This is a genomic window from Gluconobacter aidae, assembly GCF_009547075.1.
GTDB classification, from domain to species: Bacteria; Pseudomonadota; Alphaproteobacteria; order Acetobacterales; family Acetobacteraceae; genus Gluconobacter; species Gluconobacter aidae.
The window spans coordinates 43,202-59,121 of the sequence record NZ_WIPH01000012.1 but is presented as its reverse complement, the minus strand read 5'-3'; the positions used below and the strand labels follow the sequence as shown (position 1 = coordinate 59,121).

The 15,920-nt window shown below is 62.7% G+C and carries 11 protein-coding genes; 5 read left to right on the top strand and 6 right to left on the bottom strand.

Translation table 11 applies throughout. The features are described 5' to 3' along the window. The 3 genes from GFJ39_RS07335 to GFJ39_RS07325 all read left to right on the top strand — a co-directional run bounded on the left by GFJ39_RS07335 (nucleotide 1) and on the right by GFJ39_RS07325 (nucleotide 3,666). The gene (locus GFJ39_RS07335) at nucleotides 1–891 is read left to right on the top strand and encodes an EamA family transporter (protein WP_325062866.1); all 891 of its coding nucleotides are present in this window, start codon (nucleotides 1–3) and stop codon (nucleotides 889–891) included. An 87-nt stretch (nucleotides 892–978) separates the two neighbouring features. Continuing rightward, nucleotides 979–1,413, top strand: a complete 435-nt coding sequence (locus tag GFJ39_RS07330; RefSeq protein ID WP_153430716.1) for a DUF2946 family protein — start codon at nucleotides 979–981, stop codon at nucleotides 1,411–1,413. 114 nt (nucleotides 1,414–1,527) lie between these two features. Beyond that, nucleotides 1,528–3,666, top strand: coding sequence for a TonB-dependent receptor (locus tag GFJ39_RS07325; protein ID WP_153430715.1), 2,139 nt, complete (start codon nucleotides 1,528–1,530; stop codon nucleotides 3,664–3,666). 18 nt (nucleotides 3,667–3,684) lie between these two features. On the opposite strand, the gene dld is transcribed toward GFJ39_RS07325, so the two are convergent. The 5 genes from dld to ileS all read right to left on the bottom strand — a co-directional run bounded on the left by dld (nucleotide 3,685) and on the right by ileS (nucleotide 11,450). Next, complete coding sequence (dld, locus tag GFJ39_RS07320; RefSeq protein ID WP_153430714.1) at nucleotides 3,685–5,415, bottom strand: D-lactate dehydrogenase; 1,731 nt, start codon at nucleotides 5,413–5,415, stop codon at nucleotides 3,685–3,687. An 81-nt stretch (nucleotides 5,416–5,496) separates the two neighbouring features. Further along, nucleotides 5,497–7,353 carry a DNA mismatch repair endonuclease MutL gene (gene mutL / locus GFJ39_RS07315; RefSeq protein WP_325062865.1) on the bottom strand — a complete coding sequence of 619 codons (1,857 nt, stop codon included), beginning with the start codon at nucleotides 7,351–7,353 and terminating at the stop codon, nucleotides 5,497–5,499. 88 nt (nucleotides 7,354–7,441) lie between these two features. Further along, entirely contained in the window at nucleotides 7,442–8,014 is a 573-nt protein-coding gene (locus GFJ39_RS07310; RefSeq protein WP_153430713.1) for a DUF3035 domain-containing protein, read from the bottom strand. A gap of 65 nt (nucleotides 8,015–8,079) precedes the next feature. Beyond that, a complete protein-coding gene (gene lspA / locus GFJ39_RS07305; protein ID WP_153430712.1) occupies nucleotides 8,080–8,592 on the bottom strand; it encodes a signal peptidase II in 513 nt (170 codons plus the stop codon). After that, the gene (ileS, locus tag GFJ39_RS07300) at nucleotides 8,592–11,450 is read right to left on the bottom strand and encodes an isoleucine--tRNA ligase (RefSeq protein WP_153430711.1); all 2,859 of its coding nucleotides are present in this window, start codon (nucleotides 11,448–11,450) and stop codon (nucleotides 8,592–8,594) included. Before ileS ends, lspA begins: the two co-directional genes overlap by 1 nt. Before the next feature lie 180 nt (nucleotides 11,451–11,630). On the opposite strand from ileS, the gene GFJ39_RS07295 reads away from it, so the two are divergent. Both GFJ39_RS07295 and GFJ39_RS07290 read left to right on the top strand, forming a co-directional pair. Continuing rightward, entirely contained in the window at nucleotides 11,631–12,590 is a 960-nt protein-coding gene (locus tag GFJ39_RS07295) for a TraB/GumN family protein (RefSeq protein WP_325062864.1), read from the top strand. Further along, the gene (locus tag GFJ39_RS07290; RefSeq protein ID WP_153430710.1) at nucleotides 12,590–13,384 is read left to right on the top strand and encodes a tetratricopeptide repeat protein; all 795 of its coding nucleotides are present in this window, start codon (nucleotides 12,590–12,592) and stop codon (nucleotides 13,382–13,384) included. The genes GFJ39_RS07295 and GFJ39_RS07290 overlap by 1 nt, the downstream gene beginning before the upstream one ends. On the opposite strand, the gene GFJ39_RS07285 is transcribed toward GFJ39_RS07290, so the two are convergent. Next, complete coding sequence (locus tag GFJ39_RS07285) at nucleotides 13,362–15,761, bottom strand: TonB-dependent receptor (RefSeq protein ID WP_153430709.1); 2,400 nt, start codon at nucleotides 15,759–15,761, stop codon at nucleotides 13,362–13,364. The two genes, GFJ39_RS07290 and GFJ39_RS07285, sit on opposite strands and share 23 nt — an antisense overlap. Between the last annotated feature and the right edge of the window lie 159 nt (nucleotides 15,762–15,920).

Genomic DNA, 15,920 nt, shown 5'->3' with positions numbered 1-15,920 from the left:
GTGTCGTTACAGGCCGGTTCCACGGAGTCCCAGAGCCAGCTCAAGGCCGTCGGATGTCTGATCGGAGGAATTTCCTCCTTTCAGATCGGCGCAACGCTGGCAAAAGGGCTGTTTCCGCTGTTTGGCCCGACCGGCATGGTGGGGCTGCGCGTCTGTCTGGCGGCGCTCATCCTGCTGTGCATCTGGCGGCCGACGCCTGGCACGCTGACGGTCGAGCGGCTGAAGCTGCTGCTGCCTTATGGCGCTTCTGTCGCGATCATGAATTTCTGCTTTTACGCGGCGCTGGTGCGGCTGCCGCTGGGTGTGGTCGTCGCCCTTGAGTTCACAGGCCCTCTGACGCTCGCGCTGGTCGGTTCCCGCCGCTGGCTGGATCTGTGCTGGGCGGGGCTGGTGGTCGCGGGGCTGTTCCTGCTGCTGCGACCCGAGGGACCGACGGTGGGTCTGGCGTCGCTCAATCTGTTCGGGGTCGCGGCGGCCCTTCTGAGCGGGTGCGGCTGGGTGGTCTATATCCTGACCGGCACGCGGATGGGGAAAATCTTCCCGGCCCCCGTCGCCACGACACTGGGCATGAGTACGGCGGGAATTCTGCTCCTGCCCTGTCTGGTCCCGACGATCCCGACGGTCCTGACCCATCCCTGGCAGGGAGGGGCGGCACTGAGCGTGGCGGTCCTTTCTTCGGCGGTGCCGTATATTCTGGACATGATGGCGATGCGAAGCCTGAGCCCGCGCGACCTGGGGATCCTGCTGAGCATGGAGCCGATGCTGGGCGCTCTGTCAGGATTCGTGTTCCTGCATGAGGCCCTGTCCGCGATGCGCTGGACGGGCGTGCTGTGTATTGCCGCAGCCTCGGCCGGGAATGTGCTGACAGGACGGCAGAAGTCCCTGCACTAGCGAAGTTGAAAACAGACAGAAATATAGGGTCGGGACGTATTCCGCTCTCTTGACCGGCAGGGGATGCAGGCGCCAGATGCGGGCGTTATGTCCCGCCTCTTTTCCCCTTCGAACCGACGGTCCGGTCTGTCTGCGCTTGCAGTCATCGCCGTGGTTCTTCTGGGGTTTCTGGGGCAGCTTGTTCTTCAGGGATGTTCCTATCCCGAAGAAAGTCCCCGGGCCACGATCGAGCGCCTGACGGGCATCGACATTGCACCGTCTCCCATGGTGGTGACGGAACAGATGTCCGGGCCGATGCCCGGCATGACCGCCGCACATCGACATCATCACCATTCGCATGACGGCACCTGCCCGCTTTGCCCCCTGTTACAGCTTCTGGCGGTCATTCTGGCCAGCCTGCCTGTGCTGCCGGCCTGTGGGACCCCAGGACGCCAGATCCGCCAGACGCCCGGTGCGCCGCGTGCGCCGCCCGCGATCTGGCGACTGCTTCCCCCCTCCCGAGGGCCACCCCGCCTCGTCTGACCCCCATCGTGGTCATGGCGGAGGAAGAAACTGCCTGCGGTCTGTCGCTTTCGGGACAGCCTGCCGGGCGTGATCCGCCGTGGCTGGATTTCAGATCAGTCGAGGATGTGGATCATGCTCCCCCTTTACAGGACCCGCACGGACGCAGGTTATGCGCGCCAGTGCCTGACGGCCATTTTCTTTGCCCTGAGTGCCTTTTCTGCGGCGTCCGCACAGGATGCCCTCTCCCAGCCGGAGTCCGTCGAGTCCGCCAAGGCTGAGCATCTGAGGGTCAATGGCGTACGCCAGCCCCGGACGACGAGCGCGGATACGGCGCATCTCCTGGACCATGCACTCGGGTACAGCACCTATTCCGCAGGCGGTGTCTCCGCCCTACCCGTCCTGAACGGTATGGCCGACGACAGGGTGGCGACGCTCGTGGACGGCATGCGGATTGATGCTGCCTGTCCGAACCATATGAATCCCGCCATGTCCTATGTCGATCCCGACAGCGTTTCGCGTGCGGTGGCGATTGCGGGGATCACGCCCGTGAGTCTGGGCGGAGACAGCATCGGCGGGACCGTCGAGATCGAGCGCAAAGATCCCCTGTTCGCCAAGACAGGCAATATCCTTGTGACGGGTCATGTGCGGGGCGATTATCGCAGCAATGGCGGCGGTTCGGGAGCTTCAGGGTCCCTGACGGTCGCCAATGACATGTTCAGTCTGCGCTATACCGCGTCCTATTCCCATGCCAGCGACTATCAGGCAGGCGGGAACGGGCAGCGCGTGCGGTCCACCGAGTATCTGAGCTTCAACCATGCCGTGACGCTTGGCGTGAAGAAGGCCAACCATCTTCTGGCCCTGACTTTCGGTCAGCAGGACATCCCCTACGAGGGTTTTCCCAACCAGTACATGGATATGACGAACAACCGCTCCACCTTCGTGAACGGCAAGTACAAGGGCGACTTCAACTGGGGCACGCTGGATGTCCGTGGCTCCTGGCAGCGGGTGACTCATGTCATGAACATGCTCTCGGACAAGGGCGGCCATAGTGCGACTACGGGTATGCCGATGAACACGGATGCGCGGACGGCGACCTATGCGATCAAAGCGACAATCCCGCTCGGGCTGAAGCATACGCTCAAACTGGGCAGCTCTTTTGACCATAACGGGTTGAATGACTGGTGGCCGCCGCTTCAGGGTAGCAAAATGATGGGGCCAGGCACCTATCACAACATCAATAACGGCCATCGGGACCGGCTGGGTCATTTCGCGGAATGGGACGCGCAGTGGCTGCCCCGCTTTTCCACGCAGCTCGGATTTCGCAACGATCTGGTGATGATGAATACCGGCAAGGTCGCGCCCTATTCCTGGACCGGGATGATGTCCATGGCGGATGCGATGGCGGCGAAGCGGTTCAACCAGGCGTCACGCGGGCGCACGGATGTCAATTTCGACGTGACCGCGACAGGACGCTGGAAGCCGCTGGACAGCCTGTCCATCGAAGGCGGCTATGCCCGCAAGACGCGCTCGCCAAACCTGTATGAGCGTTATGCCTGGGGCAGGGGCAGCATGGCAACGCGGATGATCGGCTGGTTTGGCGACGGCAATGGCTATGTAGGGAACCTGAACCTGTCCCCCGAGGTCGCCAATACGGCCAGCGTCACGGTGGACTGGCATGATCCGACCCCCGCCCAGCGCTGGGATCTGAAGATCCAGCCGTTTTATACCTATACGCACAACTACATTAACGTCCGGCGGCTGCGCAGCTTCTCGAATGGCCTGTCGATGCTGGGCTTCGTCAACCATAATGCCCAGAGCTATGGCATCAACGCCTCAGGATCCGTGCGCCTGTGGGACAGGACGGCCTATGGACGGGGCGAACTGGTCGGCAACATCAACTGGGTGCGCGGTGTGGATCTGGTCACGCATTCGGGGCTGTATCACCAGATGCCTGCGAACGGTCTGATCGGGCTGCACGAGACCTATGAGAACTGGACTGGTCGTGTCGAAGTAACGCTCGTGAAATCCAAGGACACCGTGGACTGGCTGCGCAACGAACCCCGCACGCCGGGCTATGCGCTGCTGGGGCTTGGGGGGAGCTATCGCTGGCGGTATTTCACGCTCAATGCCGAACTGGCGAACGTGCTGAACCAGAGATACTACCTGCCGCTCGGCGGCCTCTCACTGGGTGGCTATGACGCCACGGGCATTCTGGGGCCGTTGCCGGGAATGGGGCGGTCCTTCAACATGAACCTGACCGCCGCATTCTGAAAGAGAACCGGGAGCGCGTCAGACGCTCTCGGCAACCCAGTTCCGCTTCTTCGTGGCCAGACCGATACCCGGATTGAAGCAGTTGCAGGGATCGAGGCTGCGGTAATGGGCAACCATCTCGTCCGGCGCCTTGTAGAGATGACCGACATTGTGTTCCGCCGGATAACGCGCGCCACGCGCGTCCAGTCCGGGGAGCATGTCGTGCTCCACCTGCATGGCGTTGTAGCCCTTCTTGATCACGTAATCCTGGTGCATCACGTGGCAGAAGAAGTGGCCGTAATAGAGTTTGACGATGATCCGGTCCTCGATTTCCCTGGGAAGGACCTCGAACCACTCACGGTCATTGCGGCGCAGGGCAACGTCGAGCGCCACGATATCTTCAGCGGTTTTCGTGTGGACCGCACGATACCGCACGGCGGCACCGGCTGCGGCGAAGCGGTGCAGAAAGGCGCGCGTGCCTTCATCCGGCGTACATTCGAAGAAGGCACCACCCGTGCTTGAGGCCCACTGCTCCAGATAGGCGCGGACAGGCGCGGTCATGTGGGCGGAGACCTTGAGCATCAAATGATGCTCGAAGCGGTCCCGGTAGTCGCACATGCGCTGGGGAAGCTGTTTCGGCAGGAAGCGGCTGAGGAACTGCATCGCCAGATCGCTGAAATGATCGGACAGGAATGGCAGGCGCTGCGCGAAAACGTCGAACCGGGACTTCATGGAGAAGAACATCGGCAGGTATTTCGTGCCGAAATAGCGGATGACCGCAAACGTGTCCTTGCCGTATTTTTCGGCAATATTGAACGCATCGCGATGCAGGTATTCACCGGCGATCGGCAACTCGTCAAAATGGGTCAGGACATGACGACGCAGGTCTTCGAGATCGGATGTGTTGTTCGTCCCGATATAGAACACGGCCGGGTTTTTGTTCGCTTCGAACGTGTCCAGACGGACCGCGAACACGACCAATTTGCCCGCGCATCCCGCGGCTTCGTACCAGCGGCTGGGATCGGCATTGAAACGGGCGGGGGTGTCGGCGTCCACGTCGCGGACATGGGCGGCATAGTTCTCGTCATGACCGCGTCCGGCGTTCCAGTCGATGGCATTTTCCGGAAGCTGACCGGCCTGCACGGCGGCAAGGATCTGCTCGGGATTGCCTTCAATACGGATACCCAGATGGTTGACGAGGTGCAGCTTGCCGTCCGGGCCCATCTGGCCAAACAGGGCCATTTCGGTGAAGGCCGGACCACGCTGGACCAGCGCGCCGCCGGAATTGTTGCTCACACCACCCAGAACCGACGCGCCGATACAGGACGAGCCGATCACGGAATGTGGCTCACGGCCGATGGCAGCGAGTTTGTCTTCCAGATCATGCAGGGTGGAGCCGGGCAGGCACACGACCTGCCTGCCCTCGCCGATCAGGTGGATGCCGTCCAGACGGTTCGTGCTGATGATGACCACGCCGCGATCATAATCGTTGCCGTCAGGGGTGGAGCCGCCGGTCAGGCCCGTATTGGCGGCCTGCATGATGATGATCCGACCAGACTCGGCACAGAGCTTCGCGGCACGCCAGAGTTCGACAAGGCAGCCCGGCTGAAGCACCGCCACCACGTCTCCCATGCCGAAGCGGAACCCCTTGCGGAAGCGATAGGTCGCGGAGGGAGCCGTCAGGACATGTCGCGCACCGAGAATGGCACGAAGGGAGTGGATGAGCGAGGCATCGCTGGCCTCGGAACTGCCTTGTAGTGACACTGACATTCTGTTGTCTTTCCTGCCGGCAAAGTGATCGCCGCTGGTCCTAACATGGGGTTACAAGAAACCACTCTTCAACCCTGCGTGTTATTTTACGCGCCCAAAGAGACGTTCAAGTTCCCGTCGTGTCAACCGGAGCCATGTCGGCCGTCCATGAGAGCAGGTATTGGCACGCGGAGTGCGTTCCATCTCCCGCAGCAGGGCATCCATTTCTTCGGGCTTGAGCCGACGACCTGCGCGGATACTGCCATGACAGGCCATCCGCGCGAGAATGGCGTCCAGATGATGCGCGAAACTTCCCGTACTGGCGGCGTCCAGATCCGGGTCACTGGCCAGTTCGTCAGCGATGTCCTTCAGAAGTCCCTGAATATCCTGCGCGCCCAGAAGGGCCGGAACCGAACGCAGCAGGACACTGCCGGGACCGAAGGATTCGAGGTCGATCCCGAGCCTGGCCAGATCCTCAGCCCGCGCCATGAGGGCCTCGGCCTCGCGGCGGGGCAGATCCACCACTTCGGGCAGGAGGAGGGCCTGCGCGCGCAGGGTGCCCCCGCTCGCATATTGTTCGCGCAGACGCTCATGGGCCAGGCGTTCATGGGCCGCATGCTGGTCCACGAGGATCAGGTCGCCATCAGGGGCGAGCGCGAGAATGTAGGTGTCGAAAACCTGCGCGATGGACGCGCCAAGCGGGAATGCGGGATCGAGCGCCTCGGGCTGCTGCGGGGCACGGGCTGCGGGAGCGAAAGCGGGGTCCGTTTCCGCAAAACCCTGGCGGGGCGCAGCTTGCGGAGAATGCGGCGTAGAGGCCGTGGGAAGGCTGGCCTGCAACGGGAGCGCGGGAGCCGTCGCAGAAGTCCCCGGCGGGCGGATTTCCGGCGGCCGAGGCGGATAGACGATGGAGGAACGCGAGGCGAAACTCGCATGGATGCCGCCGCCGCCCTTCGAGCCATGGCCCAGCGCCCGGCCCAGACCACCGATCACGAGGGAGCGGATTTCGGCTTCGTCAGCGAAACGCAGTTCGGTCTTCGCGGGATGGACGTTCACGTCCAGTCGTTCCAGCGGCACTTTCAGATGCAGCGCCATGACCGGGAAGCGGCCGCGTTCGATGACGGGACGATAGGCCACGCGGATGGCGGTCCGCAGCATCGGGTCCGTCACCGGCCGGTTGTTGACCAGAATGAACTGACCCGATCCGGTGGCGCGGGTACGGGCCGGACCACAGGCGAATCCTGACAGACGCACGGCCCCGCGCTGTTCGTCGAGCGGGATCAATGTGTCGGGGGTGGTATCGAGGATGGAGGCCGCACGGCTGATCGGGCTTTGTTCGGGGAGGTCGAACAGGACCTTGTCGTCCAGCAGAACACGCATGGCGCAATGAGGCGCGGACAAAGCCAGCCGCCGCATGACAGACTCGGCATGCCCGCTCTCGACGCGCGCGCTTTTAAGAAACTTGCGCCGCGCCGGGGTGGCGAAGAACAGATCCGTCACGACGATGCGCGTGCCGACCGGGCCGGAGGCGGGCTGCGGCGAGGTGATGACACCGCCATCGACGCGGATGCACCAGGCCGTGTCAGAGTCCGGCGTGCGGGAGGTGATGGAAAGCCGTGCGCTGGCGCCAATGGAGGGCAGTGCTTCGCCCCGGAAGCCGAGCGTGCGGATCTGGACGAGATGATCGTCCTGAAGTTTGGAGGTGCAGTGGCGCTCGACAGCCAGTTCCAGCTCGACCGGGGTCATGCCACAGCCATTATCCGTGACGTCGATCCGGTCTGTCCCGCCGGCACGTAGAGCGACCACGATGCGGGTTGCCCCGGCATCAATGGCGTTCTCGACCAGCTCCTTCAGAGCGGCAGCGGGACGCTCGATGACTTCACCGGCCGCGATCAGATCGATAACGTGGCCGGAAAGACGACGGATCGTGGGGCGGGAAAAGGACGGGGCCTCGGACACGATGCCTCCTCATCGTCCGGACAGGAGCCGGACGGCAGACAGAGCCGTCCCGTCCGCCCAATCAGGGGCCGACGGGACGGAAGGTACTTCAGAGAACGCCGAGGAAGGCTTTCTTCTTGCGGACCGTCGGGGTCGCACCCGTTGCGGGGTTGCGGCCCAGCGCCGAGTTCTCGCGGATACGGCGGTTTTCGGCGTCACCATCAACGACGGAACCGGCATTGCCGCCTTTCCAGAACATCAGGTTATCCACGAAACCGGCATCGGCCGCGCCAAGCTCGGCGTTGTTCGGCGCGCTGGCGGACTTGTCCACCTGTCCGACCAGTGCGGTCTGGCCAGTGCTGCCCTTGCCGGAATCCGGATGCAGGGCCGTGTCAGGCGAGAGGGTTTCGAGCGCCTGCATGCGCGGGCTTTCGTCCGGGCGATGGGCGTCCGCGGCGCCGGGGAGCTGCATCTGCTCGGAAGGCGGCATGGAGAGGGGCGCGCGGGTTGTGACCGTGTACTCGTCGGGCATGGCCCGTTCGAGACCGATCGCGCGCGAAACATCGGCGCCCGAACAGCCCGAAAGCAGCAGGCCGACGGAAGCCATGGCACCCATCTGGACACTGAGACGGGCAACGGAAAGACGGTTACAACGCATGGAGGGCCCCTGGGACGCGATCATGATGCAACACTCCTACAGTCCGCGCGACGCGGGGGCAAGCCATTGGAACAAGTTCCGCAATCGCATCACTTGGCCGCGGCCTGACGTTCCGCGAGCAGGGAGTCGATCAGCCAGACGATAACGCCGCAGACGATCCCTGAATCCGCGATATTGAAGACATACCATGACCAGCCGAAGGCATGGGCATGCAGGAAATCCACGACCGCGCCATAGCGCAGGCGGTCGATGACGTTGCCGACGGCGCCCCCTGCAATCGCGCCGCAGGACGCGGCAACCAGCGTGCGCTTCGTACGGGTCAGGGTCCAGACCAGAAGCCCCACCGCGATCAGCGAGACCGCGCAGAAGATCCACGGCCCCCGGCTGCCGAGGCCGCCGAACATGCCGAACGTCACGGCATGGTTCCAGACCATCGTGAAGTTCAGGAACGGCAGGATCTCGACCGATCCCCGGTCCGGCAGATGGTAAACATAAAGGATCCAGTCCTTGCTGGCCTGATCCAGAACGAGAACCAGAACCAGCAGGGCGAAACCCAGAACCATGCGCCCCGTGCGGCTCATGCCGTCATGCCACAGGGACATCAGGCGCTCACCACGTCGATGCAGCGGCGGCACAGGGCCGGATGTTCGGCATTTTCGCCAACTTCCGGCAGGACTTTCCAGCAGCGGGCGCATTTATGGCCCGGCGCACGCTCGACCTGCGGGCCGCCATGGGCCGTGTCGCCCGGCAGCAGCTCGGTTTCGGCATGGGACGTGATGAGCAGTTCGGCCCAGTCGAGACCGCCGAAGATCCCGGCTTCCTCCTGCGACAGCGGCAGAGTGACGCTGGCTTCGAGCGAGGAGCCGATCGTGCCGTCACGGCGGGCCGTTTCCAGTTCGGTCGTGACCAGACGGCGATAGGCGCGGATGTCTTCCCAGCGGTTGCCGAGTTCGGGGTCGTTCCATTCGGCGTCCGGCTCGAAGAACTGCGCGAGATGCACGCTGTCGTTCTCGCCGAAGCGGGCCTGCCAGGCTTCTTCCGCCGTGAAGACGAGAACAGGCGCGAGCCAGGTGCAGAGCGCGCGGTGCAGGACGTCCAGAACCGTGCGGGCCGCGCGGCGCGTCGGATCGGATGTGGCGTCGCAATAGATCGCGTCCTTGCGGATATCGAAATAGAATGCCGAGAGATCGGTGGTGCAGAAGCCGTGCAGCGCCGGATACACACCCACCCACTGATGCGTTTCGACCGCGCTGGAGATCAGGCCGCGCAGTTCCGACAGGCGGTGCAGGATATACTGCTCCAGCGGCGGCAGATCGGCATAAGACACGGCTTCTTCAGGCGTGAAGCCATCGAGCGCGCCGAGCAGCCAGCGCAGCGTGTTGCGCAGGCGGCGGTAAAGTTCGCCCTGCTGCTTGAGGATTTCCTGCCCGATGCGAAGGTCTTCGTTCGTGTCGGAATTCAGAACCCATAGACGCAGGATGTCCGCGCCGAGGCTGTCGGTCACGTCAGACGGGGCCACGACATTGCCCAGAGACTTGGACATCTTGCGGCCCTGCTCGTCCATGACGAAGCCGTTGGTCACGAGGGCCTTGTAGGGCGCGACGCCCATCGTGCCGACGCTTTCCAGCAGGGAGGACTGGAACCAGCCGCGATGCTGGTCGGAGCCTTCAAGATAGACGTCGGCGGGGAAGTTCAGCCCCTCCTGCCCCAGATCGAAACGATGGGACGAGCCGCTCTCGAACCAGACGTCCACGATGTCGAAGACCTGTTCGTAATCAGCGGGATCGCGGCCTGCGCCAAGGAACAGCGCCGGGTCGGCTTCATACCAGATATCCGCGCCCTTTTCCCGGAAAGCCTCGACGATCCGTTGCATGACGGCGGCATCGCGCAGGACATCGCCGGTGCGCTTCTCGACAAAAACCGCGATCGGCACGCCCCAGGCGCGCTGGCGGGAGATGCACCAGTCCGGGCGCTGCTCGATCATGGACGTCAGACGGCGACGGGCCGCTTCGGGGACGAAGGTGACGTTGTCCAACGCGCTCAGGGATTTCTCGCGCAGCTTCGTTTCGCCATCCATCGCAATGAACCACTGCGGCGTGGCGCGGAAGATGATCGGGGCCTTGGAGCGCCAGGAATGCGGATAGGAATGACGGACCATCCCACACGCCATAAGGCCGGTGGCGGGGGCATCGTCATGTTCGGCGGACTGACGGGCTTCGGTCAGCAGGTCACAGACCGGATCGACGGCCTTGAAGACATGGATGCCGGCGAGATGCGGAACCCACGGCGCGTAACGACCGTCGTCTTCCACCAGTTCGGGGACTTCGATGCCGTACTGGCGACAGAGCATGAAGTCGTCCTGACCGTGGGACGGCGCCATGTGGACGAGGCCCGTACCGGCATCGGTCGTGACGAAATCGCCCGGCAGCATCGGCACATCATACTCATAGCCACGGCCACGCAGCGGATGGGCGCAGACCGCGCCTTCAAGCCCGTTGCCCGGCAGGGTGTAGAGGATGTGATGGGCGGTGATGCCCGTCTCCGTGCAGAATGCTTCCACGCGGTCTTCGGCCACCAGCAGCTTGGCACCCTGCGGGACGATGCTGCTCTCGTTCGTCTCGTCAACACGCAGGACGACATAGGTGATGTCCGGGCCGTAAGCGAGCGCGCGGTTGGCCGGGATGGTCCAGGGCGTGGTCGTCCAGATGACGGCCGACACGCCGTTCAGGGCTTGGGCGGGCGTCGGGTCCCTGATGACCGGGAAGGCCACGAAAATCGTGGTGGAGTCGATGTCGTGATATTCGATTTCGGCTTCGGCCAGGGCGGTCTTCTCGACCGGGCTCCACATGACGGGGCGCAGGCCGCGATAGAGGCTGCCATTGAGCAGAAACTTGCCGATTTCGTCGACGATCCTGGCTTCGGAGCTGAAGTCCATCGTCACGTAGCGGTTGGCCCATTCGGCCTGAACGCCGATGCGCTTGAAGTCCTCGGCCTGCTTCTGCACCCATTCGGCCGCGTACTGGCGGCATTCGGCGCGGAACTGGAGCAGGGGCACCTGATCCTTGTCCTTGCCGGCCTTGCGATACTGCTCCTCGATCCGCCATTCGATCGGCAGGCCGTGGCAGTCCCAGCCCGGAAGATAGCGGACTTCATACCCCGACATGCGATGGGCGCGGTTGATGACGTCCTTCATCACCTTGTTCAGGGCGTGTCCGATGTGAATGTGACCGTTGGCGTAAGGCGGTCCGTCATGCAGCGTGAAGACGGGACGTCCCTTCCCGGCCTCGCGGATCTTTTCGTCCAGTCCCGTCGCGGCCCAGCGGGCGAGCGTTTCAGGCTCGCGCTTGGGCAGGCCGCCGCGCATCGGAAAACCGGTGCAGGGGAGGAACACGGTATCGCGGTAGCGGTCCTGCTGTTCCTTGAAGGCGGCGACGGAAGGATCGGGAGTCTTATCGGACATGGGGGACGGGCCAGTTTCGGTCATTCACACTAAGGGGGACCATATGGAGATCGGGAGCCAATCCGGTCAAGTCCGGGGTTAAGGGCGGCAGCAATGCAGGGCCGCCTCAAATTGGGTTGCCGGAACAGCGGGACTGGCGGATGATGCGGGATATAGCGCTTTTTTCCAGAAGGCAGGTCCGTGCGGTCACATCGTCTTTTCCAGTCTGTTGCAGGGCTTGTGCTGCTTTTCTGCACGGGAGCTTTCGCCCAGGCTCCCCGTTGCCCGGCCCCGGCGAGCGTGCCGGACAAGGCCCGGATGGCGCAGATGTTCCGGACGGCCCCGGACCGGGGTTTCCTGTGGCAAGTGACGAAAGATGGTCACTCGTCCTGGCTGTATGGGACGCTGCATGTCGCAAAGCAGGACTGGCTGCTGCCCGGCCCACTGACACGCGCCGCGATCCTGCACAGCAGCAAGATCGCCCTTGAGCTTGATCTGAACGCACCGGACACGGCCACCACGCTGCGCCAGCCAGAAGATCCCGCCCGGTGGGCGCATCTCGTGCAGTCGGGGCGAAAGGCGAAAGTGGATGCGCTTATGGATCAGCAATGCGTGCCCAGCGCGGCATTCGCACATGTGGCGGTCGGCGTGGAAGCGGCGGGCGTCGAGTCCCTGGCGTCACGCCAGGACGGATATTATCCGGACTATGCCGTGGATGGCGTTCTGCAGGGCATGGCGGGAAGTCTGAAAAAGCCATTGATCGGGTTGGAGACGGTGCGGATGCAGCGGGATCTGCTGATTGGACCGGATCAGGCGGATGAAGATGCGTTCATTGATGACATCGTCAAAGGTGTGGCATCCGGCAAGATGCAGGCCGAGAACCAGCGGCTGGCGGAGATGTGGGCATTGAGCGACGTAAAACGGCTGGATCATTATCAGGACTGGTGCGACTGCCTGAATACCGCTCAGGAGCGGCGCTTCATGACGCGGCTTCTGGATGATCGGAATGTCGGGATGGCGCAGAAAATCGAGACGCTCCATGAGAGCGGGACATCGCTGTTCGCGGCCGTGGGCTCCCTGCACATGGCGGGGCCAAAGGGGCTGCCCGCCCTGCTGCGCAAGGACGGGTTCGAGGTCCGACAGATCGTACCCGCACTCTGATGAAACGGATCGTTCAGAAGTTCCTGGGCCGCAAGGCGCCCGCCCGCCGTGCCGAGACCCCCGCCCTGCCGCCGCAGATCGAGGAAATCAGGCAGGGTGCGCTCAAGGGGCAGCATCTTCAGATCGTGCAGTGGGGACAGGTCCTTCTGGACAGCGTGTATGTTCCGCGTGATCCGGTGGCAGCACTGGACTGGTTCACGATCGCGGCCAATGCCGGGTTCGGCCCGGGGCATAACATGCGCGGACGCTGCTTCCAGTTCGGCTGGGGGTGCGAGAAGGATCTGCAACAGGCGGCGCACTGTTACGCTGCCGCTGCCGCTGCGGGCGACGAATGGGGCCGGTATAATCTGGGCATCCTGACCATGCGGGGGATCGGCATGGACGCGGATCTGCCGCGGGCTCTGGACCTGTTCCGGACGGCCGCGGGCAAAGGCCATGCGAAATCCATGAACCTGTATGCGCGGTTTCTGGAAGAAGGATGGGTTGTGCCGCAGGACCGGGCTGCGGCGCTGGACTGGTATCGGAAATCAGCGGAAGGCGGCGATTACCGGGGACAGCACAATCATGCCACGGCGCTTGTGGATGCCGGAAAAATCGAAGAGGCGCTGGGCTGGTGGCGGCAGGCCGTCGTGGATGCGACGTCCGATATCCTGCTGGCGATGGGTCAGAAGCTGACGGCGCTGGGTCCGAAGGGTGATGCGGAGTTGCTGGAGCGGGTCCGCGAACGCCTGAAGGAGATGGGAATTTCTCCTTCAGGGGAAGCTGTTTCGGTCAGTAATTCGCCGAAAGGTTGAAGAGGAAGGAGCGTCCCACAGCCGGGGTGGCACGGTCACTGAACAGGTTGCTGTAATTCAGGCGGTTGTCGAGATTGTAGCCGTTCATGGCCACGCGCCAGTGCTTGCCGAAATTATGGGAAATCACGGCATCCCATTCCACGGTCGCGGGGACCCAACCCGTATTGGCGGCGTTCAGATAGACGCCGTCACGCCAGGTCAGGCCGCCACCGAATGTGACGTTCCAGGGATGGTTCGGCGCGATCGTATAGGTGGACCAGATGGTGGCGGAGTTCTTTGGTGCGTACTGGATGCGCTTGCCGACATCGGCCGCCGTCAGGGACCAGACGGTTGTGGCATCGTAATAGGCGTAGGTGCCGATCATGGTCCAGTTCTTCAGGATTTCGCCCGAAACGCTGAGTTCAACGCCCTGGTTGCGCTGACGGTCACTGGACGAAGACACATCCCCCGTCGAAGGGTCAGTCATGAGTGCGTTGCCCTTTTCCAGACGGAACACGGAAGCTGCAAAGCCCATTCGACCGTGGAAGGCGTTATACTTCGCACCCAGTTCGTAAAGACTGCTGCGTTCGGGACTGAAACCCTGCGTCGTGGATTTCAGGGGTTCGGAGCTGTTCGTCACATACAGGCCCATCGGCGTGGTGGATTGCGCCCAGTTGAAATAGACCATGATGTTGCTGGTGGGCGTGTACATCAGGCTGACTGTCGGATTGAACGTGTCCTGCGTCTGCCCGTACGACACCCCGGCCCCTGTGGTGCCACCATTGGCGGAATAATGGCTGTCCCAGTGGTCCCAGCGGAAGCCGCCACGGATCGAGAATTCCGGCAGAAGCCACATCTGCTCGGAGAAGAACGCACCGACATCCGTGGCATCGCCCGTCTTGTACAGGGCATGGCCGACGCCGGAGATGTTCACGAGATTGCCGCTATACTGGCCAAGCGTCCCGAGCAGAAGACCGGGCTGGGTGGCGGAAGGGTGTAGCAGGCTCGTCGTATCGGCTTTCGTGCCGTTCTGGCCGTTGAAATTATAGGCGTAGTTCGTGCGGCGGTCATAGACATGCGAGATATCGACACCCGCGATGATCTGGTGGCGGATGCTGCCAGTCGAGAACTTCGCAATCCCCGAGAACACGTCCTGCACCGACCAGTCGTTCTGCTGATAGGGTTCCGGACCACCCAGATGGCCACGCCGGTTGATGGTCGCTGCTTCAGGATCGGTGAAATACTCGGCAGCGCAGGTGGTATTGCAGCCGGGCTGTGATGCCGCGAAATACCGACTGTACATGCCACCGCGCAGGTCGTTGTAAAATGTGATGTGCCTGTTCAGATCAAATTTCAGGCGCCCTGTCAGCATGTCTACGTTCGAAGCATCCTGATCGTAGGTTGTGCCGTACCAGTTGTTGCGGTTCAGGCCATATTCCGTCAGCGGCTTTGCAATGGTCGTACCTGGCTTGGTGACGACCGGTACGCCGTAATCAGGAACGCGGTTGTCCGTCTGATGGAAATATTCCAGCGTAAACGTCGTGCGCTTGCCCAGGCCGAAGCCGATGGACGGGGCAATCCCCCAGCGATGGGAAAAGACATTGTCCCGGCCGACGGTATTGTTCTCGTTGCCCATGCCGGTGATACGGATGGCCGTGGAGTCCCCGATCTGCTTGTTGAAATCGAGCGTGCCACGATAGTAGTCCGCTGAACCTCCCGAGAAGCTGCCGCCATAGCTGTCGCCGAGATGGGCGACCTTGGTGGTGATGTTGATGGCGCCCCCCGTCGTCCCGTTGCCGAAGACCTCCGAGGACGGCCCCTTGATGACCGTGACATGATCGTAATCAAAGCTGTCACGGGTATAGACGCCGAAATCGCGCAGGCCGTTTTCATAAATGTCGTTCTGGGCCTGAAAGCCGCGGATCAGGAACTGGTCGCCCGCCATGCCGCCCTCGCCTTCCCCGACCGACGCGGTGATGCCCGGCACGTTGCGAAGGGCCTCGTCGAGGGATTTGACGTTCTGCTGTTCCATCAGGAGCTTGGGCACGACGTTGATCGTCTGCGGCGTATGCAGGACGTCTTCGGGCATCCGGCCTATGCCGATGGGGGTCTGCAGCGTGTTCATCGGTGAGCCGACGACCTGCAGATGTTCGGCTTCCTCGGGCGCGGCATTCACGCTGTTGTCGGAGGACTGCGGGGTGGCGCTCGCCGACACGGCTTTCGGCGGTAGGCCCTTGGTCATCTGCGGACGGGCGGTATCGTTTTTGGGAAGCGGATGGCGCCGGGCCTTGTGATGATGCCGGGTGTCATTCTGTGCGTGGGCGGCGGAGCAGACGAGCGTCAGGCCGGCAGCAAGGGACAGCGGCCCCAAAGAGGGGCGAGGAGTTCTGGACGACATCAGATCATGATCCTGCAAACGAAAACTGATGCTGCCCTTAAAGGGTTAATGCGAATAATTCTCAATACTATTTCAGGAAGATTGAGAAAGATTCTCATTCTCCATGTTAAGTTGTGGCTTAAATGACACAGAACGACACGTAGAAAAAACCCCTTTTCC